Source organism: Nonomuraea sp. NPDC004186, assembly GCF_053603495.1.
The window spans coordinates 17,300-42,149 of record NZ_JBSGFQ010000111.1 but is presented as its reverse complement, the minus strand read 5'-3'; the positions used below and the strand labels follow the sequence as shown (position 1 = coordinate 42,149).

Sequence of the window (24,850 nt, the reverse complement as noted above, 5' to 3'; positions counted from 1 at the left end):
CGCGGGGGGGCCTTCGCCGGCGGGCTCGCGGCGGGCGCCGCCGCGGCCGCCCTCCCCGCCCCCGCCCCGGCGCCGCCGGCCGGGCCCCAGCCGTTCTTCGCGGAGGCCACCCTGTGGGACTCCGCCGTGGATCCGCTGGCCAGCTACCACGTGTACGGCCTGGCCGTCCTGCCCGACGACACGATCCTGGCCTGCACGGAAGGCCGGCACAAAGTGTGCGACGCCGGACCGCACGACCTGCTCGTCCGCCGCAGCACCGACGGGGGGAAGACCTGGCACCCGTCGCAGACGGTGGCGGCGTCCGTCGACGGCGAGTCCTGGTCCAACCCCACCTTCGTGGTGGACCGGGTGACCGGCGAGGTGTTCCTCTTCCACGGGCTCTGCGTGCAGTTACCCGAGAACACGAGCTGCTCCGCCGACTCCAGCACGGTGTACGTCATCTCCAGCAAGGACGGCGGCGTCACCTGGAGCGAACCGCGCAGCCTGGCCGGGCTCTTCGACCACTTCCCGTACAACTGGGCGATGCACGGTCCGGGGCCCGGCCACGGCATCCAGCTCGACTCCGGCCGGCTGCTGCTCACCGTGTCCCACCGCACCATCATCACCGGCGTCCCCACCGCCGATCGCCACTACGGCGCCTCCACCGTCTACAGCGACGACCACGGCGCCACGTGGCAGTCCGGCGGCGAGGTGCCGATGGGCGACGGCTACCCCGTCGTGGGCGAGGCCAGGCTGGTGCAGCGTGCGGACGGCACGGTGGTGATGAACAGCCGGCCCGGTTCGGGCAACGACTGGCCACGGGACATCGCGGTCAGCACGGACGGCGGCCTGACCTGGTCGCCGCCCAGGATGGACTTCAGCCCCGCGCTCTTCAACGGCGTCGACACCGGCCTCATCCGCTACACCGGCGGGCCGGGCAGCGAGGACGTCAACCGCGTGCTGTTCAGCCGGCCCGACTCGCCGATGCGCTGGAACATGACGGTCGCGGTGAGCTACGACGAGGGCCACTCCTTCAGGTACAGCCGCTCGGTCAACCCGGGCCGGGGATATTACTCGGACCTGGCGTCCCTGTCCGACGGCACGATCATCCTCCTCTACGGCTGCGACGGCGACCTCGACGGCTCTCCGCGGCGCGTGGCCGCCGCCCGGTTCAACCTGGAGTGGCTGACGCAGGGCCGGGACAGCCTGGTCACCGTTCCGAAGCTGGCCGAGAGGACGTACGACCTGGGCCGTCCGGCGGCGCGGGCCAAGCTTTCGGGCGGGACGGTGACCGTGGTGGAGGAGGCCACCGCGCGCGGCGGCGCCCGCGCCGTCTTCACTCCCGGCGCGATCGGGGACCACATCGAGTACCCCTTGATCGTCGCCCCGGGCGGGCGGCCGGAACTGTGGCTGCGCTACTTCCGCTCCGGCGACGGGGGCCTCGTGACGGTGACCGTGGACGGGAAGGCGCCGCGCACCTCCACGCTGGATCTGACGTCGTTCCGCGGCGACGGCTACGACGTCGCCTACCTGGGCCGGATGGCGTTGCTGCCCGGCCCGCACACCATCCGCTTCACGCTGGCCGGCGCCGGCCGGGGTGGCGGCACGGCCATCTCGCTCGACCAGCTGAGCCTCGTCCGGGGCTCCGCCGCGCCGGACGTCCGCGAGGAGGTCACCGTCGACAACGGCGGGCTCGGATTCGAGACCACCGGCACCTGGCCGAGCAGCAGGGGCGTCAGCGGATACTACGGCTTCAACTACCTGACGCACGCCCGCGGCACCGGCGCCAACACCGCGCGGTGGCGACCGGCGCTCCCGGGCGAGGATCGCTACGAGGTGCTCGTCTCCTACGCGGCCGACCCCAATCGGGCGACCAACGCCCCCTACGTCGTCCACCATGCCGGTGGCACCACTGCGGTGGCCGTCAACCAGCAGGTGCGCGGCGTGCCCGACCCGCGCATGGGCGAATGGACGTCTTTGGGCACCTTCTCCTTCCGGGCCGGCCTCGAGGGATATGTCGAGCTCAGCGACGCGGCCAACGGCGTGGTCATCGCCGACGCCGTCCGGTTCCGCCGGCAGGCGCCCGCATGACGGCCGTACCGAGCCCCGCCGCCGCGGTGGCGCTGCGCCCGCTGCCGCTCTCGGGCAGCCGCGTGGCGGGCGGGTTCTGGGCCCGGCGGCTGGACGCCAACCGGACCGCGATCCCGCTCGGGCACGAACGGCTGGCCGACGCGGGCAGCATCGGCAATCTCCGGATCGCCGCCGGCGAGGCCACCGGTGACGCCCAGGGCGCGAGCTTCCGCGACTCCGACGTCTACAAATGGCTGGAGGCGGTCGCCTGGGAGCACGCCCGCAGCCCCGACGACGCGCTGCTGGACCACCTGCGCACGCTCGGCCGCACGATCGCGACGGCGCAACGCGAGGACGGATACCTCAACTCCGCCATCCAGGTCCGCGGCGAGGAGCGGTACGCGCGGCTGTGGATGAGCCACGAGCACTACTGCGCCGGCCACCTGATGCAGGCGGCCGTGGCCGCGGCCCGGGCGACCGGCGAGACGGAGCTGCTGCGGGTCGCCACCCGGCTGGCCGACCATCTGACCGGCACGTTCGGCCCCGGCCTGCGCGAGGAGCTGGACGGCCACCCCGTGGTGGAGATGGCGCTCGTCGAGCTGTACCGGCAGACGGGCGAACGACGGTACCTGGACCTGGCCCGCCACTTCGTCGAGGCCCGCGGGCACGGTCGTGCCGTCAAACCGGGCTTCGACCCCTCGCACTACGGCGACCCCGCCCACTACTCCGACCGGCTGCCCGTGCGCGAGGCGGAGACGGTGGAGGGGCACGCCGTGCGCGCCGTCTACTTCGCGGCGGGCGCCACCGACGTCGCCATCGAGACCGGCGACACCGAGCTGCTGGCCGTGATGCGCCGGCAGTACGACGCGATGCGCCGCCGCAAGCAGCACGTCACCGGCGCCGTCGGCGCGCGCTGGGACGGGGAGGCGTTCGGCGAGGCGTACGAGCTGCCGCCCGACCGGGCGTACGCGGAGACCTGCGCCGGGATCGGGGCGATGCAGTGGGCGTGGCGGCTGCTGCTGGCCACCGGCGAGTCCGCCTACGCCGACCAGATCGAGCTGCTGCTGTACAACGCCCTGCTGCCTGCGGTGTCGCTGACCGAGGCGGACTACTTCTACGTCAACACGCTGCACCGGCGGACCGGCGCCCGGGGCGACGTGCAGCGGTCACCGGCGCACGGCCGCCGTCCCTGGTTCAACTGCGCCTGCTGCCCGCCCAACGTGATGCGTACGCTGGCCGCCCTGCCGACGTATCTGGCGACCGGCACGGAGGACGGCCTCCAGGTGCACCTGTACGCCCGGAGCTCGCTGGCCTCGGGTGGGCTCGCCGTGGACGTCGGCACCGAGTATCCGTGGGACGGCCTGGTCACGGTGACCGTGCGCGAGGCGCCGCCGCGCGAGATGGAGCTGGCGCTGCGCGTACCGGACTGGGCCGAGGGCTCCACCGTGGACGGCAAGCCGGTGGAGCCCGGCGGCTACGCCCGCGTCCGCCGGGTGTTCCGGCCCGGCGATCGGGTGGTGCTGCGGATGCCCATGCCCGCCCGGTTCATGGTGTCCGACGATCGCATGGACGCCACGCGGGGGTGCGTCGCCGTCACCCGCGGGCCGCTGGTCTACGCGATCGAGCAGCCCGACCAGCCGTCCGGCGTCGTCCTGGAGGACCTCCGCATCGACACCGCCACGCCGCCGCGGCCCGAACACCGGCCGGACCTCCTCGGCGGCGTGACCGTGCTCCGAGCCGGCGGCGCGCTGGCAGGAGGGCCCGCCGAGTCCCCGTACCGGCCCCATGGGCAGCCGGCCCCTGAGGCGCGGCCCACGGAGCTCACGCTGATCCCCTATTACGCCTGGGCCAACCGCGGCCCGCACGCCATGCGGGTGTGGATCCCCCTATGAAGGAAAAAATGCCGCATTACGCCCATGTCCAGGCCTCGCTCGCCCGGGGCTGGAACACCTGGGACACGCGCAGCGTGCTCACCCACGTCCTCCTTCCCGACGCCCTGGGCCTGTCCCTCGGCCTGAAGGAGTACTACCGGGGCACGTCGCTGCGCGCCGCCCAGATCGGCCGCCGCACCGAGGGCGCGGAGACGGTCACCCTGGGCCGGCACGCCTACGACGGCGGCTACACCGAGACGACCGTGACGTGGGCGGGCGTCACGATCCGGGTGCAGACCGCACACGCGGGCGACGACCTGGTCGTGCTGGTGACGCCCACCGCCAACCAGCACAAGAGCGCGCTGCTGACCGCAGGCGTCGCCTACCTGTGGAACCGGCCCGGCTCCGTCTCCCGCGAGGGCGACCGGATCACCGCCCAAGGGCCCGGCGGGACGGTCGCGGTCTTCTGCACGGCCCCGCACGTCGACGACCCCTACACCGACGTCGACGGGCCGTACCTGGCGATGGAGCTGACCGGCGCCGTCGGGATCAGCACCGGCCGCGCCCGCGACCTGCCGGAGATCGCGCGGATCGTCGCCCGCGCCTCGGCCGCGATCGGGGGGGCCGGCACCGACCCCCTGGCGCAGCACCGCGAGATCGTCAGGGACGCCATCTCCTGGAACACCATCTACGAGCCCGCACGCTCCCGCGTGATCACGACCGTCAGCCGGCTCTGGAACGTCGGCAAGCGCGGCGGCTACGCCCTGTTCTGCTGGGACGCGTTCTTCAACGCGCTGCTGGCGGCCGTGTCGAGCAAGGAGCTCGCCTACGTCAACACCGTCGAGATGCTGCGGGCCCTGACGCCGGAGGGCTTCGTGCCCAACGTCGAGCAGGGCACCGGCCGCACGACCCACGACGGGTCCCAGCCGCCGGTGGGCTCGCTGGTGGTCCGGGAGCTCTATCGCAGGTTCCGCGACCGGTGGTTCCTGGAGGAGTGCTTCGAGCCGCTGCTGTCCTGGAACCGCTGGTGGTGGCGGGTGCGCCGGGACGGTGACCTGCTGTGCGCCGGCTCGACGTACTTCGACCCCGAGTTCCCCTCGCCGCAGGACATCCCCCGCATCCACCAGCATTTCGGCGCGACCTGCGAGACCGGCTGGGACAACCACCCGGTCTTCGAGGACGTGCCCTTCGACCAGGCCAAGAGCCTGCTCGCCGCCCACGACGTGGGCCTGAACAGCCTGTACGCGGCCGACTGCGAGGCGCTGGCCGACATCGCCGACGTCCTCGGCGACCGGGAGGCCGCGGCGGAGCTGCGCGAGCGGCACGCGGCCGTCATGGCGGCGATGGAGTCCCTGTGGAACGAGCCGAGCGGCGTCTACCGCAGCAGGCGCACCGACACCGGGCTGCCGACCGAGCGGCTGTCCACGATGAGCTTCTACCCCCTGCTGGCCGGCGTCGGCGCGGGGGAACGGACCCGGCGCATGGTGTCCGGGCTCCTGATGACCGACGACGGCTTCGGCGGCGAATGGCTGCTGCCCACCTCCCCCCGCGGCGAGCCGGTCGACGTCGGCGAGGGCAGCTACTGGGCGGGACGGGCGTGGCCGCCGGTGAACTTCCTCGTCTACCTGGGACTGCTGCGCGCCGGGGAACGGCCCGCGGCCGCGTGGCTCGCCGAAGGCAGCTCCCGGCTCGTGCTGAAGGAATGGAACGAGCACCGCCACGTGCACGAGAACTACTCCAGCGTGCACGGCGGCGCGTGCGACAAGCCCAACAGCGAGCCGTTCCAGACCTGGGGCGCGCTGCTGAGCCTCATCGTCCTCATGGAACGCGGCGAGGTCGACTTCTTCGAGAAAGGTGATGTGATTTGAGCGGCGCCGAGGCGGACGTCCTGGTGGTCGGGGGCGGGATGGGCGGGGTCGCCGCGGCGCTGGCGGCGCTGCGGCGCGGCCGGACCGTCGTGCTCACCGAGGAGACCGACTGGCTGGGCGGGCAGCTCACCAGCCAGGGCGTGCCGCCGGACGAGCATCCGTGGATCGAGCAGTTCGGCGCGACCCGCTCCTACCGCAGGTTACGCACCGCCATCCGCGACCACTACCGCACCTGGTACCCGCTGACCCGCGAGTCCCGGGAGGCGCCCGACCTCAACCCGGGGCGCGGCACGGTCAGCAGGCTCTGCTGCGAGCCCCGGGTGGCCGCCGCGGTGCTGGCCGACATGGTCGGCCCGTACCTCGCCGCCGGGCGGCTGACGATCCGCTACCTGCACCGGCCGGTGGCCGCCGACGTGGAGGGCGACCGGGTGACCGGGGTGACCTTCGCGGGCCCGGACGGCGAGCCGTTCCACGTGCGCGCGGCGTACGTGCTCGACGCCACCGAGCTGGGCGACCTGCTGCCCCTGGCGGGGATCGAGCACGTCACCGGCTTCGAGTCGGCCGCGGAGACCGGCGAGCCCAGCGCACCCGCGCAGGCGCAGCCGGCCAACATGCAGGCGTTCTCCTGGGTCTTCGCCGTCGAGCACCGCGCCGGCGAGGACCACACCGTCGACCGGCCCAAGGACTACTCCTTCTGGCGCGACTACCGGCCGCCGTTCTGGCCGGACCGGCTGCTCAGCCTCGTCGCGCCCGACCCGCGCACGCTGGAGCCGAAGCCGCGCAGGTTCGTGCCGCACGCCTCGTCGGGCCCGGTCGTCGCCGACCAGAGCCGCGACCCGGGAGACACGGATCTGTGGGTGTTCCGGCGCATCCTGTGCCGCGAGGTGTTCGAGCCCGGCTTCGCGGTCAGCGACGTCGTCGTGGTCAACTGGCCGCAGATCGACTACCTCCCCGGGCCGCTGATCGGCGTCACCGAGGACGAGCGGGCCCGGCATCTCCAGGGCGCCAGGGACCAGGCGCTCAGCATGCTCCACTGGCTGCAGACCGAGGCGCCCCGGCCCGACGGCGGCACCGGCTGGCCGGGGCTGCGGCTGCGCCCCGACGTCATGGGCACCACCGACGGCCTGGCCAAGAGCCCCTACATCCGCGAGTCGCGGCGCATCCGCGCCCGCCGCACGGTCGTGGAGCACGACCTGTCGCTGGCGGTGCGCGGCGAGCACGGCGCGGTCGCCTACCACGACACCGTGGGCGTCGGGATGTACCGCATCGACCTGCACCCCTCCACCGGCGGCGACAACTACATCGACGTGGCGAGCTGCCCGTTCCAGATCCCCCTGGGCGCGCTGCTGCCCGTCCGCGTGCGCAACGTGCTGGCCGCCGGGAAGAACCTCGGCACCACCCACATCACCAACGGCTGCTACCGCCTGCATCCGGTGGAGTGGAACGCCGGCGAGGCGGCCGGCGCGCTGGCGGCGCACTGCCTGGGCAACCGGCTCGAACCGGCGCAGGTCCACGAGGATCCCGCGGCGCTCGAACGGTTCCAGGCCGAGCTGGTCGCCGACGGTTTCGAGCTGGCCTGGCCGCAGGTGCGGGGATACTGACCACTTCCGGACTTTTGGCCTTACGTAGGCGTTCATGGCTCAGTTAGTGTGAGCCGGTGTGATCATGAGGTGTTCACTTCCCGCTCGTGGCTCGCCGCCGCGATCATCGGCGCGGTGCTCAGCACGGCCGTCGCCGTCCCGGCAGCCGCAGCCCACTCCCCCGCCAAGGTCACCGATCCGGTACGCCATGTCGATCCGCTGATCGGATCGGCCAACGGCGGCAACACCTATCCCGGCGCCGTCCTGCCGTTCGGGATGATCTCGTGGAGCCCGACCAACACGGCGGGCGACCAGACCAACGCCGCGGGCGCCAACGGCTACTCCTACAACACGCCCCGCGTGCGGGGCTTCGCGCTCACTCATGTCAACGGCGCGGGCTGCCATCCGGGGGCCGCCGGGGACGTCCCGATCATGCCGTTCGCCGGCCAGATCACCTCGTCGCCGACCGCGGACACGACCGACGCGATCTACGCGAGCACGTTCAGCCACGACAAGGAGAGCGCGCGGCCCGGCCGGTACGCGGTCACGCTGGACTCCGGCGTCAGGACCGACCTCGCGGTCACGACCCGCGCGGGCGTGGGCGAGTTCAGCTTCCCGGAGGGCTCGCCGGCCAGCCTGCTGTTCCGGGTGTCCAACTCGCTCAACGGCAGCGAGGACGCCGAGATCACGATCGACCCCGCCACCCGTACGGTCACCGGCTCGGTGCTGACCGGCGCGTTCTGCGGCCGCCGGGCCAACGGCGGCGTCAACAACCGCAAGAGCTACTACCGGCTGCACTTCGCCGCCTCGTTCGACCGCGCCTTCGCCGCCACCGGCACCTGGGTGAACGGCGACCTGCGTCCCGGCACCACGACGGCGAGCGGCGGCGAGGGCTACGCCACGGGCGCCGACCGCGCGGGCCGCGGCTCCGGCGGGTACGTCACCTTCGACGGCGCCGACGTCCGCATGAAGGTCGGCATCTCCTACACCAGCCTGGCGGCGGCCAGGCAGAACCTGGCCGAGGAGATCTCCGGGCGGGACGACGTCGCGTCCGTGGCCGCCCGGGCCACCCGCGCCTGGAACGAGCGGCTGCGCTCGGTCGAGGTGGCCGGCGGCTCGGCGGACCTGCTGACCACGTTCTACACGGCGATGTACCACGCCTACCTGCAGCCCAACGTGACCAGCGACGTCGCGGGCACCTACCTCGGCGGCGACCGGCAGGTGCACCGGCTGGCCCGGGGCCAGGGCGTCCAGTACGGCAACTTCTCCGGCTGGGACCAGTACCGCGCGCACACCCCGCTCCTGGCCCTGCTCGAACCGCGGGTCGCCGGGGACTACGCCCAGTCCCTGTACAACCTGGCGCGGCAGAACGGCGGCGTCTGGGACCGCTGGGTGCACGTCAACGGCCCCACCCACGTGATGACCGGCGACCCGTCGGCCCCCGCGCTCGCCGGCTTCTACGCGCTCGGCGTGCGCAACTTCGACGTGCGCGGGGCCTTCGACTCCCTGCTCGCGCAGGCGACCGTGCCGCACCCGTCCGGCCTGTCGGACAAGGGGTGCCCGGGGCAGTGCGAGGGCCAGCGCCCGAACCTGGCCGAGTACCTGCGGCTCGGCTACGCGCCCCAGGACACCTGCCACTGCTGGGGCGGCGCGGCGGAGACGCTGGAGGACGCGACCGCCGACTTCGCGCTCGCGGACTGGGCGGGCCGGCTCGGCCGCACCGCCGAGCGCGACCTGCTGATGCCGCGGGCGAGCTGGTGGCGCAACACGTTCAACCCGTCGGCCGGGCCGGAGGGCGGCTACCAGCAGGCGCGCAAGGCCGACGGGAGCTGGCTGTGGCCGTTCTCGGCGACCTCCGACGCCGGTTTCGCGCAGGGCACCAGCGCCACCTACACCTGGATGGTCCAGCACGACGTCTCGGGGCTGGCCGCCGCCATGGGCGGCCGGGAGCAGGCGGCCAAGCGGCTCGACACGTTCTTCCACCGCGCCGACGGCTCGTGGGCGACCGGCGGCGACGGCTTCCGCTACGACCCGACGAACGAGCCCGGCATCCACGTCCCGTGGCTCTACAACGCGCTGGGGCAACCGTGGAAGACCCAGGAGACGGTACGCGCGATGGCGTCCCTCGTCTACAAGACCGGCCCCGGCGGCCTGCCCGGCAACGACGACCTAGGCACCATGTCCGCCTGGTACGTCTTCGCCGCGCTCGGCATGTACCCCCAGACGCCGAGCCGGGCCGAGATGCTGCTGTCCAGCCCCATGTTCCCGAAGGCGTGGATCAAGCGCGGCAACGGCCGGACGATCACCGTGAGCGCCCCGCAGGCCGCCCCCGAGGCCGTCTACGTCCAGGACGTGAAGGTCGACGGCAAGGCGTACACCCGCTCCTGGCTGCCCGAGTCCCTGCTCGACAAGGGTGGTGACGTCGTGGTGAACGTCGGCGCCACTCCCGGCGCCTCGTGGGCGACCGCACCCGGGGACCTCCCCGTGGACCGCGTCCCCGCCGCCGAGGCCCCGATCCCGAACCTGCCCGCCGCGTGCGAGCCGTCCGGCTCCTCCTGCGCCCAGAGACTCCAGTACGACGTGGACGGCGTGGCCACCACGGACGCCAAGCCCCAGGGCAACCTGGACGGCAAGGGCTGGAGCTTCCCGGCCGAGCAACTGCCCGAACCGGGCCTGCGTACCGTGTCGGGCGGCGCCTACCTGATCCCGGAGACCAAGGGAACGGCGGGCAACTTCCACAGCCTGCGCGGCCAGCGCACCTACCTCACGCCGGGCCGCTACCAGGCCCTCGACCTGCTGGTCACGGCCGTGAACGGCGACCAGCAGACCGAGCTCACGATCACCTACGCGGACGGCACGACCTCCACGGCCCCGCTGAAGGTGACCGACTGGGCGAGCGCGTCACCGCGCTTCGGCGAGGAGGCGGCGATCACGGCCGACACCCGTTACAACGTCAACAACACTGCCGACGGCCGCAAGGTGAGCATCTGGCGGGTGTCGGTGCCGGTGGACGCGGCCCGCGAGGCGGTCTCGTTCACCAGCCCGGCGATGCCCAACGTCAAGATCTTCGCCCTCACGACCCGCGACTGACCGGCCGGGCACCCACCTCGGTCATGCGCTGAAGGCGGCGCGGTCGGGGTCCGGCAGCCACTGGCGGCGCGGGTCGAACGGCCGGTAGTTGTCCGTGACGTACCGGACGAGCCGGGCCAGCACCGGATGGTGGCTGTGCCGGTGGAAGAGCAGCGAGCACGGGTACACGGGGGCGGGGGCGACGACCGGGATCTGGACGGTACGCGGGTGCCAGGGCATCCGGAGCCCCTCCCCCACGAACCCGATGCGTTGGCCGGAGCCGATCTGCTCCACGAAGTACTCCCAGCCGAAGTCCGGCCCCGCGGTGTCGATCGGGATGTCGAACGCGGCGCTCAGGAGGCGGTAGAACTCGGCCCATTCACTGTCCGGGACGTTGCCGGGCATCCACACGGTCGTCCCGGACAGGCGTTCCACCTCCACCTCCCGCAGGCCGGCGAGTGGATGGTCGCGGCCGACCAGCAGATGCACGGGCTCGATGTAGGCCGGCACGTGCCGCAGGTCCTCCTCCAGCGTCCCACTGACACGGACGAAGGCGGCGTCGAGGGACCCGCGGACGAGCGCGCCGCGGGCCGATCTGAGCCCGTTCGAGGTGATGACCTCGACGTCCACGTCCTCGACGGTCTCGTGGAACTCCCGGATCAGGTCGCTGGAGCGCAGCCGGGTGTCCAGGACGTCGACCCGGAGCGAGCGGCGCCGGCCTTGCAGCACTTCGCGTGCCTGGTCGGCGATGCCGACGAGGGCGCGGGCGTGGTGCAGGAACGTCTTGCCGTCCTCGGTGAGGTCGGCCCCCGTGCGGGTGCGGGAGAACAGCCGTACGCCGAGGTCGGACTCGAGCTTGGCGATCCGCTTGGAGACGGCCTGCTGGCTGATGCCCAGCCTGGCGGCGGCCTCGCTGAAGTAGCGGTCCTCGGTGATGACGACGAAGGCGCGGACGGCGGCGAGGTCCAGGTCGGCCGCCACCTCTTCCACCACTGGTGGTTGTGGCTCTTCGGTGTGTCGATTGTTGGACAACCGGGCCTGCTCTCGGGTCGAATGCTCGGGTTCGCGGGTGAGCCTACAACCAGGAGGCGTGGTCTCGGTGGGATCTTTCGTGCATCTCCACGTGCATACGGAATACAGCATGCTCGACGGCGCGGCCAAGGTCGGGCTGTTGATGGACGAGGTCTCCCGGCAGGGGATGCCCGCGGTGGCGATGAGCGACCACGGGAACGTGCACGGGGCGTACGAGTTCTACCAGGCGGCGCGCAAGACGGGGACCAAACCGATCATCGGCATCGAGAGCTACGTCGCCCCGCTCTCGCGGCACCACCGGCAGCCGGTGTACTACAGCGACAACCTCGCGCTGCGCCGCTCCAACGACGAGACCGGCGAGGGTGGCGACGTCTCCGGGCGCGGCCTGTACACGCACATGACGATGTGGGCGACCGGGGCGCAGGGCCTGCGGAATCTGTTCCGGCTGCAGTCGCGGGCCTGGCTGGAAGGCCACGTCCAGAAATATCCGCGTATGGATGATGAATTGCTCGCCGAGTACGGCCAGGGCATCGTCGCCACGACCGGCTGCCCGTCCGGCGAGGTGCAGACCAGGCTGCGGCTCGGCCAGTACGCCCAGGCCGTCGAGGCGGCGGCCCGCTATCGTGACATCTTCGGCAGGGACAACTATTTCCTGGAGCTGATGGATCACGGCCTGGCCATCGAACGCCGGGTCCGCGAGGAGCTGCTCAAGCTCGGCAAGGAGCTCGGCCTGCCGCCCCTGGCCACCAACGACTCGCACTACGTCACCGAGAACCAGGCCCCGGCGCACGACGCGCTGCTGTGCGTGGGCACCGGCAAGCGGCTGGCCGACGCCGACCGGTTCCGGTTCGGCGGCAGCGGCTACTACGTCAAGTCCGCCGCCGAGATGCGCGCGCTGTGGGACGCCGAAGTGCCGGGGGCCTGCGACAACACGCTGCTGATCGCCGAGCGGGTCGGCGACTACGCCGAGGTGTTCGCCCACCGCGACCTGACGCCGCGCTTCCCCGTGCCCGAGGACGAGAGCGAGGCCAGCTGGCTGCGCAAGGAGACCCTCGAAGGCGCCCGCCACCGCTACGGCCGGCCGTCGCAGGAGGTGCTCGACCGCATCGACTACGAGCTGTCGGTCATCGAGGCCATGGGCTTCCCCGGCTACTTCCTGGTGGTGGCCGACATCTGCCGCCATGCCCGGGAGCGCGGCATCGGCCTGGGACCCGGCCGCGGCTCGGCCACGGGGTCGATCGTCGCGTACTGCACGGGAATCACCCAGCTCGACCCGATCGAGCACAAATTGATCTTCGAACGCTTCCTCAACCCCGAGCGCATCTCCATGCCGGACGTCGACCTCGACTTCGACGACCGGCGGCGCGACGAGATGATCGACTACGTCACCCGCAAATACGGCGACGACCGCGTCTGCCAGATCGTCACCTTCGGCACCATCAAGGCCAAGGCCGCCGTCAAGGACTCCTGCCGCGTGCTGGGCCTGCCGTACGCCTTGGGCGACCGCATCACCAAGGCGTTCCCCGCGGCGGTCGGCGGCAAGGAGATCCCGCTGGCCGCCGTCCACGACAAGGGCCACCCCCGGCACGGCGAGGCGGCCGAGCTGCGCCAGATGTACGAGCAGGACCCCGACGTCAAACGGGTGCTCGACACCGCGGCCGGCATCGAGGGCCTCACCCGCGGCACCGGCATCCACGCCGCGGGCGTGATCCTGTCCAGCGAGCCCCTGATCGACGTGATCCCGCTGGTCAAGCCCAAGGCCGGCGGCCCGATCGTGACCGGCTTCCCCTTCACCCAGGCCGAGGACATGGGCCTGCTGAAGATGGACTTCCTCGGCCTGCGCAACCTCACCGTGATCGGCGACGCGATCGCCAACGTCCGGGCCAACAAGGGCGTCGACATCGACATCCTCGACATCCCCATCGACGACGCCACCACGTACCGGCTGCTGGCGCGCGGCGACACGCTCGGCGTCTTCCAGCTGGACGGCGGCGGCATGCGGGTCCTGCTGAAACTCATGCAGCCCACCACGTTCACCGACATCGCCGCGGTGAACGCGCTGTACCGGCCCGGGCCGATGGAGATGAACGCCCACACCAACTACGCCCTGCGCAAGACCGGCAAGCAGCCGGTCGAGCCGATCCACCCCGAGCTGGAGGAGGCCCTGGAGCCCATCCTGGGCGACACCTACCACCTGGTCGTCTTCCAGGAGCAGGTCATGGCCATCGCCCAGCAGCTGGCGGGCTACTCCCTCGGCGCCGCCGACATGCTGCGCCGGGCCATGGGCAAGAAGAAGAAAGAGGTCCTGGACGCCGAATGGGACCGGTTCTCCACCGGCATGAGCGGCCGCGGCTTCTCCGCCGAGGCGATCAAGGCGGTCTGGGACGTCCTCGTCCCCTTCAGCGGCTACGGCTTCAACAAGTCCCACACCGCCGGGTACGGCCTGGTCTCCTACTGGACCGCCTACCTCAAGGCCAACCACCCCCAGGAGTACCTCGCCGCGCTGCTCACCTCCGTCGGCGACGACAAGGACAAGATGGCCGTCTACCTGTCGGACTGCCGCCGCCTGGGCATCAAGGTGCTGCCCCCGGACGTCAACGCCAGCCGGCTGGACTTCGCCGCCGTCGGGTCCGACATCCGCTTCGGCCTGGGCGCCGTACGCAACGTCGGGGCCGGCGTCGTGGACGCCATCGTCGCCGCCCGGGAAGCCCAGGGGCCCTACATCGACTTCAACGACTTCCTCGGCAAGGTCCCGACGGCCGTCTGCAACAAGCGCGTCATCGAGTCGCTGGCCAAGGCCGGCGCGTTCGACAGTCTCGGGCATCACCGCAAGGCCCTGGTCGCCGTCCACGAACAGGCCGTCGACTCGATCATCGACGTCAAGCGGAACGAGGCCCGCGGCCAGGACTCGCTGTTCGGGGAGCCGAGCCGGAGCGGCGCCTTCTCCATCGCGATCCCCGAGGGCGAGTGGGACGGCGTCACCCTGCTGGCCTTCGAGCGCGAGATGCTCGGCCTGTACGTCTCCAGCCACCCGCTCGACGGCGCCGAACGCGTCCTGGACGCCAACCGCGACACCACCCTCGCCGACCTGCTGTCCTCCGGTCGGCAGGACGGGGCGACCCGGATCAGCGGCATCGTCTCCGGCCTGCAGCGCAAGGTCACCAAGCAGGGCAGCCCGTGGGCGATCGTCACCCTCGAGGACCACGACGCCGCCATGGAGGTGCTCGTCTTCCCCAAGACCTACACCCTGTACGGCGAGGCGCTGGCCCAGGACCGCGTGATCTCCGTGCGGGGCCGGATCAACGTCCGCGACGAGACGATGAGCGTGTACGGCGAGGAGATCACCCTCCTCGACGTCTCCCGGACGGACACCGAGCCTCCCGTGGTGATCTCGATCCAGGAGACCCAGCTGAGCCCGCGGCTCGTCCAGGAGTTCAAGCACATCCTGACCACCCATCCCGGCCGCGCCCCCGTACACGTGCGCCTGCACCGCCCCGGCGCCAGAAGCGTGCTGCTGGACCTCCAGCCGTTCCGGGTCACCGCCGAACCGGCGCTCTACGGCGACGTCAAGGCCCTGCTCGGCGCGGACGCGATCGGCGGGGCATGACCGGCGACCCGCCCTGCCCCCGGTGCCGCACCGACAGCGCCCTCGCCGTGCTGCGCCTGCCGCACACCTGGACGAACGCGTCGGGGAACGAGGTCCGGGGCGTCAGCGAGGTCCTGCTGTGCGCCCGCTGCGACGCCGGCGATCCCGTCGCCGGGCCGATCGTCGCGTACTTCGCGATGCACGGATCCGTGCGGCCGGAGCACACCGCCGAGCTGGCGCGGGCGCTGCGCCACTGGGCCGACCGGGCCCGGCCCTCGCGCCCGGACGAGAACGCGCCGGCGGCCGGGACCGAAGCCTCCTACCGCGGCGACCTGTGAGCCGCCTTATCGGGCGGCCTCACTGGGCGGCCTCACTGGGCAGCCTCACTGGGCAGCCTCACTGGGCAGCCTCACTGGGCGGCGTCGGCGTACTGTGCCACGCCCTCTCCGAACGACCAGTCGAGCAGCGAGTTCTCGCTGACCGTGACGAACACGTTGCGCGGCTCGGTCCCCGCGTACTCCTCGGCGAGCTCGGCGATCCGGCGGTAGAGGGCCCGCTTCTGGTCGGCGGTGCGTCCCGCGCGCATGGTGACGGCCACGAACACGAGGTCGTCGTCCCGGTGGATGCCGAGGTAGCCGTCGTCGTAGCGGAACGTCCCCCGCGTGCCGTCATGGCTGGTGAGCACCTGGAACAGGTCGTCCTGCGGGATGCCGATGGCCTCCACCAGGGCGTCGTGCACGGCCCGGCCCAGGGCCTCCAGCCGCTTCCGGTCCGCACGGAGCGCGTCGATCCGAACAAAGGGCATGGGTTCCTTCTTTCACAGCGATTCGATGAGTGGCTGGTCGCCGGTGAGCAGGTAACTGGCCACGAACGTGGCCGGCTCGGTGGTGGAGAGGTTGTCGAAGCGGCGGACGGTGGCGCCGGCGGGCTCGAAGAAGGCGCTCCCGGCGCGGAGCTCCTGCGCGGAGTGCCCGTCGAGCTCGTACACGATCCGGCCTGCGGTGACGTAACCGGCGACGCCGCCGGGGTGGGTGTGCGGGCCGCTCGCCGCCCCCGGCGGCAGGGTGACCCGGTGCGTCTCCACCCGGTCGATCCGCCCGGGCCGGCCGGCCAGGTCGCCGGTCACCAGGTGCTCGCGGCTGATGGCGCTCATGGGGGTGCTCCCTTCACGCGTTCAATTCACGTGCTCAATTCACGTGCTCAATTCACATGCTCAATTCACTGGGCATGTCCGGCGAGCAGGCCGAGCGCGCCGTCGATGGCCTGCGCGTACACCTCGGCGTCGGCGGCGGCGCGGGCCAGCACGTATCCGCCCTGCAGCACCGCGACCAGCGCGGTGGCGGCGGCCGCCGGGTCGGGCCCGGCGGCAAGCTCGCCGTCGGCCTGCGCTTCCGCGAGGACGGCGGCGAGCCGGGTCCGCAGCCAGGAGAAGGCCTCCTCGACCGGACGGCGCAGCTCGGGATCGGCCATCACGTCCGGATCCTGGGTCAGCCGGCCGACCGGGCAGCCCCGCAGCGCGTCGCGCTCCCGGCTCAGGTAGGCGATGATCCGCTGGAGCGGGGTGCCGGGGCCGGACAGCTCCGCCTCCGCGCGTCCGCGCATGTCGTCGGCGCTCCGGGCGATCGCGGCCAGCGCCAGGTCGGGCTTGCCGCGGAAGTGGTGGTACATGCTGCCCTGGCCCGCCCCGGACCGCTGCTGGATCGCCTTCGGCGAGGTGCCCACGTAGCCGCGCTCCCACAGCAGCTCGCGGGTGCTCTCGATCAACCGCTCCCTCATGTCCACGCCACGAGCGTACATACTAGTAGGTACAGAAGGCAACTAAGTCGTGACGACGATCTTGCCGAACTGGGTGTTGGACTCCATGTGCCGGTGCGCCCCCACGATCTCCTCCAGCGGGAACAGGCGGTCCACCACCGCGCGGAAGGCCCCGGTACGCAGCCCCGAGGCGACGAACGCCGCGGCGCGGCGCATCCGCCGCGGATCCCTGGTGATCTCATGCGCCGTGTACGTGCGCATATTCAGCGCCGGCATGCCCAGGTCGAACCCCGGATAGGGCGTCGGCTGCCCGCTCTGCGCACCCCACAGGAACAGCGTCCCGCCGGCCGCCACGGCTCTGGCCAGCTCCGTCACGCCCGGTCCGGCGACGGCGTCGAAGACGTACTCGGCGCCCCGGCCGCCGGTCAGCGCCAGGATGCGGCCCGCCACGTCCTCCTCGTCCGAGACGATCACCTCGGCCGCGCCCTCCTCGATCAGCCGCCGCCTCTTGGCATCGGTGCGGGTGACGGCGATCGGCGTGGCGCCCAGGCGGTCGGCCGTGCGGATCGCGGCCAGGCCGACGCTGCTGGAGGCCGCGTTCACCACCGCCACGTCGCCCGCCCGCATCCCGCCGACCTCCGCCATCGCGCCGTAGGCCGTCAGGTAGGGCATCCACACCGCCGCGCCGGAGACCGCGTCCACCCCGTCGGGGCGCGGCACGAGCGAGGTCGCCGGCGCGATCGCCCGTTCGGCGTACATGCCGTAGTCGTTGTAGGAGAAGTTCGGCACGACGCTGACCGCCTGGCCCTCCTCGAACCCGGCCACCTCCGGGCCGACCGCCTCGATCACACCCGCGGCCTCGGAGCCGAGCCCGGCCGGGAACCGCTTGACCGGCTCGATGTACCGGCCGCTCCGGAACAGCGCCTCCGCCCGGTTGACCCCGATCGCGTCCACCCGGATCCGGACCTCGCCCGGCCCCGGCTCGCCTGGCTCCAGGTCCTCCAGCCGCATCACCTCGGGCCCGCCGACCTCGTGGAACCGCACAGTCCTCGCCATGACAACGCCCTTCTCTCTCAGCTCGAACGCGGCTCACTGTAGAGAGAAGTACGATCGTCGTCAAACTTCGATGTCTGTCGTACTATTGGCCCATGGGACGTACACCACCGCACCCCGAGGTGTCGCAGTTCGGCCTCCAGCAGGTGCTGGAGGCCCTCGTCGATCCGGTACGCCGGAGCATCGTCACGCAGCTCGACACCTCCGGCGAGGACATCAAGTGCGGCGACTTCGACATACCGGTCAGCAAGTCCACCGCCACCCACCACTTCAACGTGCTGCGCGAGGCGGGCCTGATCCGGCAGTACTACGTCGGGACAGCCCGGATGAACACCCTGCGCCGGGAGGAGATGGACGAAGCGTTCCCCGGCCTCCTCGCCGCCCTCACCACGTCCGAGGCCCGCGCGGCCCAGCCTCTCGCCGGCTGACCCCGGCCTCAGAAGCCGATGCGCTCCGGGGCCTGGGCGACAGGGCCGAGCACGAAGCCCAGGGCGGTGCGCAGTTCGCCGATCGTCTCGGGCGGCAGTTCGAGACGGGCCTCGAACGTGGTCTCGGTCCCCAGGGCGTCGGCGGCCTCGGGCGTCAGCTCCAACCGGAGCGCCGACTCATCCAGGGTGATGGAGCGCACGCCCTCGCTGGTGCCGTGGGTGCCGTGCCGGGCCACCAGGTAGACCTCCTCGTAGCCCATCACGTAGAGGTGCTCGGACTCGTCGTCGGCGGACTCGGCCAGGAAGAGCACGCGCTGGCGACGCTCGTCGCGCCGGCCGAAGTCGCGGCAGGTCATGGCCGCGGCCGGGACGTAGGCGACGTCCCCGTGGGTCGGGGGCGGAGGCGGCGGGCGGCGATCGGAGCGGTCGTCGCCCCATGAGTTGTAGCGGCGGTCGTAGTGTTCGCCGTACGTCGTGGGCATGCCGATCGGCGCGGCGGTCGGCAGCGCGGCCAGCAGCCAGCCGGGCGACTCCGTGCGGGGGAACGTGGTCAGCTCCGCCAGCGCCGCCGGCGCGGGCACGTCCTCGAACGGCGGCGCGGAGGAGTCGACGCGCCCGGTGTAGCCCCGGCTGCCGACCGGGAACGCCAGCTCGCAGGTGAACCAGGTGCCGGAATCGGCCTGGTAGGAGAGCTCGCGCAGGCGCTGGAACGGCTCGTCCAGCCCCTCGGCGGCGATCTCTCGGCCGTCGCGGGTGAGCGTGGTCCGCGCGTACGAGCCGACCTGGGCGCGGCGGACCTCCAGCCGCGTCCAGCCCGGCTCGGCGGCGTCGCGGGCGAGGTCGCCGATCTCCAACCGCAGGGCGTGGCCCTCGTCGTGCCGGGTCCGCCAGTGCTTGTTCTTTCGGGATCGTCTGGCCGCCATGGTCATCCTTCCTGGCCGTTGTCGCCGGTGAGCAGGTCGTGCAGCCGGCGGATCTCGCGCAGCAGGCCGCTGCCGCCCCTGCGGGCGGCCATGGCGCGTATCTCGGGGATCTCGCCGCGCGCCCCGGACCACTCGGCCGCCGCCGCGGCGAGGGTGACGAATCCGGCCAGGCCGTTGCGGGGGCGCTCGCCCGGCGCGGGCAGCAGGGCGGGCAGGGCGGTGGCGGCGATCCGCCACACGTACGCGTGGGCGCCGCGCCGGGCCGCGGCGTCCAGCGCGGCGACCATGTCGATCATCCGCACCTCGCCGCTCGCCACGAGGAGCCCGGCCTGGCGGCCGACCTCCTCCGCCGGCAGTTCGCCACGCGCGGCGGTCTCCAGCAGGACGTCGACCGACTCGGGCACCCGCGGGTCGCCCAGGACCCGGGCGAGGACGACCGCGAACGCCGCCCCGACCGGCCCTTCCGCGCGGGCGAGCTCGCGGGCCTGCTCCGGCCCGACGGTGTCGTGCACCCAGTAGCGCCTGAGCGCGTGCGGCATGAGGTACGCGGCGGCGACCTCGCGGTGGGAGGGCAGCGTCGAGGTCCACCATTCGCGGTGCTCGCCGCCGCCGGAGTCCTCGGGGACGCTGAGCATCAGGTCGACCAGCGGCAGCCCGGTGGGCGCGACGGTGGCCGACGGCACCAGGCGTATGTCGTGGCTGTGGCTCCGATCGTGCCAGTCGTGACCTTCGCCTTCGCCGTTGCACCGCCACTCGACCTCGATCGCGACCTCCGGGCAGGTCCACCCGGCGACGATCCGGCCCGCGCCGGACGTCAGGCGTGCGGCCCGCCGCATGGCCTCGGGATCCGGGGTGCGCGGCAGGCGCAGCAGCGCCTGCTGGAGGTCCGCTGCCAGCGGCTTGGCCCCGGCCGCCTCGATCACCTCCAGCCGCCTGACGAGCTCGGCCGCCGCCACGTGCCCGGTGCTGTGCGTGGGCGTGGCCAGCAGCAGCGGCGGGAGGGTGTCCTCCTCGACGGCCCGCAGGATCTCGGCGGCGCGATGCAGCAGGAGCCGGAGCGGGGCGGCCAGCCGGGTCTTCGGCATGTAGCGCGTCCAGGCCTGCCGGACGGCCGCGGTCCCGGTCAGGGAATGCGTGGCGCCGTCGAACCACAGGCTGACCCACTCCCAAGCCTCCTCGCGGTACGTCCAGCCGGGCCCGCCGATCAGCCGGGGGCGCAGCTCCGCCACCATGCCCGCCCGGTCGCGGCCGACGAGCGTGACGAACCCGGCGAGCCGCCGTTCCCAGGCCTGCCAGGAGCGGGCCTCCTCCGTCATCAGCTCCTCGATGGACTCGATCGGGGCCGGGAAGGTGTGGACGCGTTCGGGCGCCGCGGGCAGCGGCGGCGGCACGAACGCGGGCTCGGCCTCGGCGACGCTGCCGCCCGCGAAGGCGGCGGAGGCCCGCAGGCCGAGGTGGGGCGGGAGCAGCTCGATCGCCTCGCGTACGGTGGCGCGTCCCTCCTCGGTCATACGGCCGGCATGGGCGACGGCCAGCTCGACGGCCTTCTCCTGCAGCTCGGCCGAGTCGGCGGCGAACGCGCTGGCCAACGGCGCGGCGACCAGGCCGGCCAGCTCGGGCGCGCGCCGCACGGAACGGTCGAGCCACGACATCCCGGCGCGCACCAGCTTGTGCTCGGGGCGGAACAGCAGCGACTCCCACGCCTCGACCAGATCGTCGGCGGTGAGCTCGCCGCAGGCGCGCAGGCGCTTCAGGGCCAGCTCGGCGACCGGGCCCGGGGAGGCGGGCAGCAGGCGCAGGTAGTCGCGGGCGCGGGCGGCGGCCTCGGCGGGCGAGGGATCCAGCGCCTCGTGCAGGCGTACGAAGAACCGCAGGTCGATGGGCGTGCCGCCGAGCAGGAAGCGGCGCACGCAGCCGTCGATCAGCGCCTCGCGCCGCACCCGGCCCGACTCGGCCGCCTCCAGCAGCGCCCGCAGCCAGCCCTTCTCCGATGCTTTGTCCCACTGGAGCGCCCGGCCCACGCCCTGGGCCTCGAACAGGCGCGGCAGCAGGTGGTCGAGCAGCGGGTCGTCGGACAGCGACGGCTCACGGCTCACCCAGCCGGCCACCAGCGGCTCGTGCGGCGGCGGCTCGACGCCGGTCTCGCGGAGCAGGGCCAGGGCGAGCCCCATGCCGCGGTCGTCGGGCACGCGCAGGCGCAGCACCAGCCGCTCGGCCAGATCGGCGCGCCAGGCGGTGGGCCGGTCGGCGAGCACCGCGAGGACGAGGCCGACGTCGGCGTCGGGGCCGTCCCACTGCGGCGCGAAGTCGCGCCGGTAGAGCCAGGACGCCACGGCCGCCGCCCCGCCGAAGGTGGCCGCCCCCGCCACCCGCAAGGCGCTCCCGTAGGCGACCAGCCCGTCGTCCCACCGGTCGAACCGGGCCCGCAGCTCCTTCAGCAGCTCCGGCAGCCGGGCGGCGACCTCCTTGCGCCCCTGCTCGTCCAGCGCCTTGACCTGCTCGGCGAGCCGGTCGGCCTGGCGTGCGACGATCAGCTTCTCGATCTCTCCGCAGTGATCCACAGCGGGGACATTAACCACCGCCGCCGACACTTTTGGCCACACTATTAAATCAGTCGCTTGACTTACGTATCCCCACCTGGTTGGCTGGCGGGAAGGGGTCCACTCGGGGAGGTCATGGTGGGTCAAGGATGCGGTGAGAGCCGCGTCTTCGAGCCGCGGGGGCCGTACGGTCCGGCTCGGTGGCGACCATGACGGTGCGGGCCGAGCGGGCCTGCGCGACCCGCGAGCAGATCCTGACGGCGGCCGAGCGGCTGTTCGCCGAGCACGGGGTGTTCGCCGTCTCCAACCGGCAGGTCAGCGAGGCCGCCGGGCAGGGCAACAACGCCGCCGTCGGCTACCACTTCGGCACGAAGACCGACCTGGTACGCGCGATCGTGCGCAAGCACATCGAGCGGATCGAGCGCGTCCGCCGCCGCATGCTGGCCGAGACGGCCGGGTCCGGCGAGGTACGCGACTGGGTGGCGTGCCTGGTGCGCCCGGTCACCGAGTATCTGGCCGAGATGGGCAACCCCACGTGGTTCGCCCGGTTCGGCGCGCAGGTGATGACCGACCCCGTCCTGCGCGACATCATGATCGACGACGCGCTGAGCTCCCCCACGCTCGTCGAGATCCTCGGCGAGCTGAAGCGGTGCCTGCCCGAGCTGCCGCCCGACGTACGGGCCGAGCGCAGGGACATGACGAGCCACCTCATGGCGCACGTGTGCGCCGAGCGCGAACGCGCGCTGGCCGAGGACACGCCCACGCCCCGTGCCGACTGGCACGACACGGCGACCGGGCTGATCGACGCGACCGTCGGGCTGTGGACAGCACCTGTCACAGCACCCATCATGGGGCCCGGCGGCCGGACCACCTCACGCAAAGGAAGCCGGCGATGACCGAGATCCACGAGTTTCCCATGGCCAGAGCGGCGGGCTGCCCGTTCGACCCGCCGCCGCCCCTGCGCGACCTGCAGAAGGAGGGGCCGCTGGCCAAGGTCAGGTTGTGGGACGGCAGCACCCCGTGGCTGGTGACCACGTACGCCGAGCAGCGGGCGCTGCTGGCCGACCCCAGGGTCAGCGCCGACGTCACCCGCCCCGGCTACCCGATCCAGGCGCCCCGCATCGGCGCCGGCGGCACGATCAGCTTCATCATGATGGACGACCCCGAGCACTCCCGGCTGCGGCGGATGGTGCAGGCCCAGTTCACCGTCAGGCGGACGGAGTCCCTGCGCCCGGCCGTGCAGAAGATCGTGGACGACCTGATCGACGACCTGCTGGCCGGCCCGAATCCGGTGGACCTGGTGGAGGCGTTCGCGCTGCCGGTGCCCTCGCTGGTGATCTGCGCGCTGCTCGGCGTCCCGTACGCCGACCACGACTTCTTCCAGGAGAACAGCAAGACCGTCATCAGGCGCAGCACGCCGCCCGAGGAGCGGGCCGCCGCCGGCGCGAGGCTGTTCGAGTACCTGGACTCCCTGATGGGCGAGAAGCTCGCCGACCCAGCGGACGACCTGCTGTCGAAGCTGGCCGAGCGGGTCAAGGCCGGCGAGATGACCCGGCAGGAGGCCGCCCAGATGGGCGTGCTGCTGCTGATCGCCGGGCACGAGACCACCGCCAACATGATCGCCCTGGGCATGCTCGCCCTCCTGCGGCACCCGGGCCAGCTCGCCCTCCTGCGCCACAACGACGACCCGCGGCTGGTCGCCAGCGCGGTGGAGGAGCTGCTGCGCTACCTCAACATCACCCACAGCGGGCGCCGCCGGGTCGCGCTGGCGGACATCGAGATCGGCGGCCAGGTCATCCGCGCGGGCGAGGGGATGATCATGGCCAACGACATCGCCAACCGCGACCCCGCGATCTTCCCCGAGCCCGACGAGCTGGACATCCGCCGCGACGCCCGCCGCCACGTGGCCTTCGGCTTCGGCGTCCACCAGTGCCTGGGCCAGCCGCTGGCGCGGATGGAGCTGCAGGTCGCCTACAGCACGCTCTACCGGCGCATCCCGTCCCTGCGCCTGGCGGCGGACCTGGACCAGATCCCCTTCAAGCACGACGGCCAGGTCTACGGCGTCTACGAGCTTCCCGTCACCTGGTGACCCGCCGGCACCTGCTCAGCGGCAGAAGGGCGCCATGCCCATGACGGACTTCACGCCGCCGAGCAGGTGCCGGACGAAGTACTGGTCGCCGTCGAGCGGCTCGTCGGTCCACGCCTTGACGTCGTGGCCGAGGGTGGTGAGCCAGGCCCTGCCGCCGTCGTAGTACTGGCACCAGCTGACCGGGTGGTCGCCGCCGTGGCCGGGGTGTCCGAGGTTGCCGCGCACGCCGCGGGCCAGCGTGCTCTCGTCCACCTTGGCCAGGACGCGGACGCGCGTGGGGAACGGGACGAGGTTGTACCACTCGTCGGTGAAGGCCCAGCGCTGGGGCAGCCCCTGGGTGGAGGCGTCGCGCCGGTCGGCGGTGACGACGGTGCCCGGCTGGTTGGCGGCGTGGTCGTAGAAGTTGGCGTTGCCGAGCAGCCCTTCGTACCAGGGCCAGTTGTACTCGGTGCCGAAGGCGTTGTGCACGCCGACGAACCCGCCCCCGGCCCGGATGTACTGCCGCAGCGCGGTCTGCGCGGCGTCGTCGAGGGTGTCCCGGGTGGTGCTGAGGAACATCACCGCGTTGTACGGCAGCAGCCGCCCCGCCGAGGACAGCTGAGCGACGTCCTCGGTGTAGTCGACGGCGAAGCCGTTGTCCTGGCCCAGCTTGAGCACGGCCTTGATCGCGACGTTGTCGTCGTTGAGCGGCGGGTTGAGCCCGGGGCCGAGCGGGGTGCCGAGGTGGGCGTGGCGGGGACCGGCGGTGCGGCTGTAGACGAGCAGCCGGTAGCCCTTGGCGGGGTCGAAGTTGCCCCAGTCGTGGTAGCAGCGCGGGTCGGTGCCGCGACAAACGCCGTAGTCGGGGTCGCCGAGGTTCTGTGCCCCCTCGCGCGAGGCGGCGGAGCCGGGAGCGGTGGCGGTGAGCAGGAGTGCCGCCGCGCCGGTGAGGGCGGCGATCGACAGTCTGGTACGCATGGGCACCTCGCGCCTCGATCCACTAGATGGATCGGATGGTCCACTAAGAG

Annotated in this window: 18 protein-coding genes; 10 read left to right on the top strand and 8 right to left on the bottom strand. The window is 72.5% G+C overall.

The features are described 5' to 3' along the window. From ACWEPL_RS52205 to ACWEPL_RS52185, 5 genes are all read left to right on the top strand, one after another. On the top strand, nt 1-2,070 hold a 2,070-nt coding region (locus ACWEPL_RS52205), incomplete at its 5' end, for a golvesin C-terminal-like domain-containing protein (RefSeq protein ID WP_452440823.1). Further along, complete coding sequence (locus ACWEPL_RS52200) at nt 2,067-3,941, top strand: glycoside hydrolase family 127 protein (RefSeq protein WP_452440821.1); 1,875 nt, start codon at nt 2,067-2,069, stop codon at nt 3,939-3,941. The genes ACWEPL_RS52205 and ACWEPL_RS52200, both read left to right, overlap by 4 nt. A gap of 8 nt (nt 3,942-3,949) precedes the next feature. Beyond that, on the top strand, nt 3,950-5,788 hold the full coding sequence (locus ACWEPL_RS52195) for an MGH1-like glycoside hydrolase domain-containing protein (protein ID WP_452440820.1): 1,839 nt from the start codon (nt 3,950-3,952) through the stop codon (nt 5,786-5,788). Next, entirely contained in the window at nt 5,785-7,389 is a 1,605-nt protein-coding gene (locus ACWEPL_RS52190) for an FAD-dependent oxidoreductase (protein WP_452440819.1), read from the top strand. Before ACWEPL_RS52195 ends, ACWEPL_RS52190 begins: the two co-directional genes overlap by 4 nt. 69 nt (nt 7,390-7,458) lie before the next feature. Next, nucleotides 7,459-10,458: a GH92 family glycosyl hydrolase gene (locus tag ACWEPL_RS52185; protein WP_452440818.1), complete on the top strand. Its 3,000-nt coding sequence runs from the start codon at nt 7,459-7,461 to the stop codon at nt 10,456-10,458. Nucleotides 10,459-10,479: 21 nt separating this feature from the next. Here the strand turns inward: ACWEPL_RS52185 and ACWEPL_RS52180 are convergent, their stop codons facing one another. Beyond that, nucleotides 10,480-11,427 carry a LysR family transcriptional regulator gene (locus tag ACWEPL_RS52180; protein ID WP_452440817.1) on the bottom strand — a complete coding sequence of 316 codons (948 nt, stop codon included), beginning with the start codon at nt 11,425-11,427 and terminating at the stop codon, nt 10,480-10,482. A gap of 121 nt (nt 11,428-11,548) precedes the next feature. On the opposite strand from ACWEPL_RS52180, the gene dnaE reads away from it, so the two are divergent. Continuing rightward, complete coding sequence (gene dnaE / locus ACWEPL_RS52175; RefSeq protein ID WP_452440816.1) at nt 11,549-15,076, top strand: DNA polymerase III subunit alpha; 3,528 nt, start codon at nt 11,549-11,551, stop codon at nt 15,074-15,076. After that, entirely contained in the window at nt 15,073-15,393 is a 321-nt protein-coding gene (locus tag ACWEPL_RS52170; RefSeq protein ID WP_452440815.1) for a DUF6300 family protein, read from the top strand. The genes dnaE and ACWEPL_RS52170 overlap by 4 nt, the downstream gene beginning before the upstream one ends. A 71-nt stretch (nt 15,394-15,464) precedes the next feature. On the opposite strand, the gene ACWEPL_RS52165 is transcribed toward ACWEPL_RS52170, so the two are convergent. From ACWEPL_RS52165 to ACWEPL_RS52150, 4 genes are all read right to left on the bottom strand, one after another. Next, nucleotides 15,465-15,860 carry a tautomerase family protein gene (locus ACWEPL_RS52165; protein ID WP_452440813.1) on the bottom strand — a complete coding sequence of 132 codons (396 nt, stop codon included), beginning with the start codon at nt 15,858-15,860 and terminating at the stop codon, nt 15,465-15,467. Nucleotides 15,861-15,872: 12 nt separating this feature from the next. Then, complete coding sequence (locus ACWEPL_RS52160) at nt 15,873-16,208, bottom strand: cupin domain-containing protein (protein ID WP_452440812.1); 336 nt, start codon at nt 16,206-16,208, stop codon at nt 15,873-15,875. Nucleotides 16,209-16,273: 65 nt separating this feature from the next. Continuing rightward, complete coding sequence (locus ACWEPL_RS52155; RefSeq protein ID WP_452440826.1) at nt 16,274-16,831, bottom strand: TetR/AcrR family transcriptional regulator; 558 nt, start codon at nt 16,829-16,831, stop codon at nt 16,274-16,276. A 42-nt stretch (nt 16,832-16,873) separates the two neighbouring features. Next, nucleotides 16,874-17,866: a zinc-dependent alcohol dehydrogenase family protein gene (locus ACWEPL_RS52150; RefSeq protein ID WP_452440811.1), complete on the bottom strand. Its 993-nt coding sequence runs from the start codon at nt 17,864-17,866 to the stop codon at nt 16,874-16,876. A 92-nt stretch (nt 17,867-17,958) separates the two neighbouring features. Here ACWEPL_RS52150 and ACWEPL_RS52145 point away from each other — a divergent pair, with 92 nt between their 5' ends. Then, complete coding sequence (locus tag ACWEPL_RS52145; RefSeq protein ID WP_452440810.1) at nt 17,959-18,291, top strand: ArsR/SmtB family transcription factor; 333 nt, start codon at nt 17,959-17,961, stop codon at nt 18,289-18,291. Between the two features lie 8 nt (nt 18,292-18,299). On the opposite strand, the gene ACWEPL_RS52140 is transcribed toward ACWEPL_RS52145, so the two are convergent. Next, nucleotides 18,300-19,214, bottom strand: a complete 915-nt coding sequence (locus ACWEPL_RS52140) for a hypothetical protein (protein ID WP_452440809.1) — start codon at nt 19,212-19,214, stop codon at nt 18,300-18,302. Between the two features lie 2 nt (nt 19,215-19,216). Then, nucleotides 19,217-21,775 (bottom strand): DUF7824 domain-containing protein, encoded by a 2,559-nt coding sequence (locus ACWEPL_RS52135; protein WP_452440807.1) that lies wholly within the window; start codon nt 21,773-21,775, stop codon nt 19,217-19,219. 188 nt (nt 21,776-21,963) lie between these two features. Here ACWEPL_RS52135 and ACWEPL_RS52130 point away from each other — a divergent pair, with 188 nt between their 5' ends. Then, the gene (locus tag ACWEPL_RS52130) at nt 21,964-22,650 is read left to right on the top strand and encodes a TetR/AcrR family transcriptional regulator (protein ID WP_363969036.1); all 687 of its coding nucleotides are present in this window, start codon (nt 21,964-21,966) and stop codon (nt 22,648-22,650) included. After that, nucleotides 22,647-23,843 carry a cytochrome P450 gene (locus ACWEPL_RS52125; protein WP_452440805.1) on the top strand — a complete coding sequence of 399 codons (1,197 nt, stop codon included), beginning with the start codon at nt 22,647-22,649 and terminating at the stop codon, nt 23,841-23,843. Before ACWEPL_RS52130 ends, ACWEPL_RS52125 begins: the two co-directional genes overlap by 4 nt. 15 nt (nt 23,844-23,858) lie before the next feature. Here ACWEPL_RS52125 and ACWEPL_RS52120 read toward each other — a convergent pair whose 3' ends face one another. Next, nucleotides 23,859-24,800: a ThuA domain-containing protein gene (locus ACWEPL_RS52120; RefSeq protein ID WP_452440804.1), complete on the bottom strand. Its 942-nt coding sequence runs from the start codon at nt 24,798-24,800 to the stop codon at nt 23,859-23,861. Between the last annotated feature and the right edge of the window lie 50 nt (nt 24,801-24,850).

What these genes read in the sequence shown, in the direction of transcription:
- ACWEPL_RS52200 (WP_452440821.1), top strand. Translation starts at nt 2,067, where the DNA reads ATGACGGCCGTACCGAGCCCCGCCGCCGCGGTGGCGCTGCGCCCGCTG.
- ACWEPL_RS52195 (WP_452440820.1), top strand. Translation starts at nt 3,950, where the DNA reads ATGCCGCATTACGCCCATGTCCAGGCCTCGCTCGCCCGGGGCTGGAAC.
- ACWEPL_RS52170 (WP_452440815.1), top strand. Translation starts at nt 15,073, where the DNA reads ATGACCGGCGACCCGCCCTGCCCCCGGTGCCGCACCGACAGCGCCCTC.
- ACWEPL_RS52165 (WP_452440813.1), bottom strand. Translation starts at nt 15,860, where the DNA reads ATGCCCTTTGTTCGGATCGACGCGCTCCGTGCGGACCGGAAGCGGCTG.
- ACWEPL_RS52160 (WP_452440812.1), bottom strand. Translation starts at nt 16,208, where the DNA reads ATGAGCGCCATCAGCCGCGAGCACCTGGTGACCGGCGACCTGGCCGGC.
- ACWEPL_RS52155 (WP_452440826.1), bottom strand. Translation starts at nt 16,831, where the DNA reads ATGAGGGAGCGGTTGATCGAGAGCACCCGCGAGCTGCTGTGGGAGCGC.
- ACWEPL_RS52150 (WP_452440811.1), bottom strand. Translation starts at nt 17,866, where the DNA reads ATGGCGAGGACTGTGCGGTTCCACGAGGTCGGCGGGCCCGAGGTGATG.
- ACWEPL_RS52145 (WP_452440810.1), top strand. Translation starts at nt 17,959, where the DNA reads ATGGGACGTACACCACCGCACCCCGAGGTGTCGCAGTTCGGCCTCCAG.
- ACWEPL_RS52140 (WP_452440809.1), bottom strand. Translation starts at nt 19,214, where the DNA reads ATGGCGGCCAGACGATCCCGAAAGAACAAGCACTGGCGGACCCGGCAC.
- ACWEPL_RS52130 (WP_363969036.1), top strand. Translation starts at nt 21,964, where the DNA reads ATGACGGTGCGGGCCGAGCGGGCCTGCGCGACCCGCGAGCAGATCCTG.
- ACWEPL_RS52125 (WP_452440805.1), top strand. Translation starts at nt 22,647, where the DNA reads ATGACCGAGATCCACGAGTTTCCCATGGCCAGAGCGGCGGGCTGCCCG.
- ACWEPL_RS52120 (WP_452440804.1), bottom strand. Translation starts at nt 24,800, where the DNA reads ATGCGTACCAGACTGTCGATCGCCGCCCTCACCGGCGCGGCGGCACTC.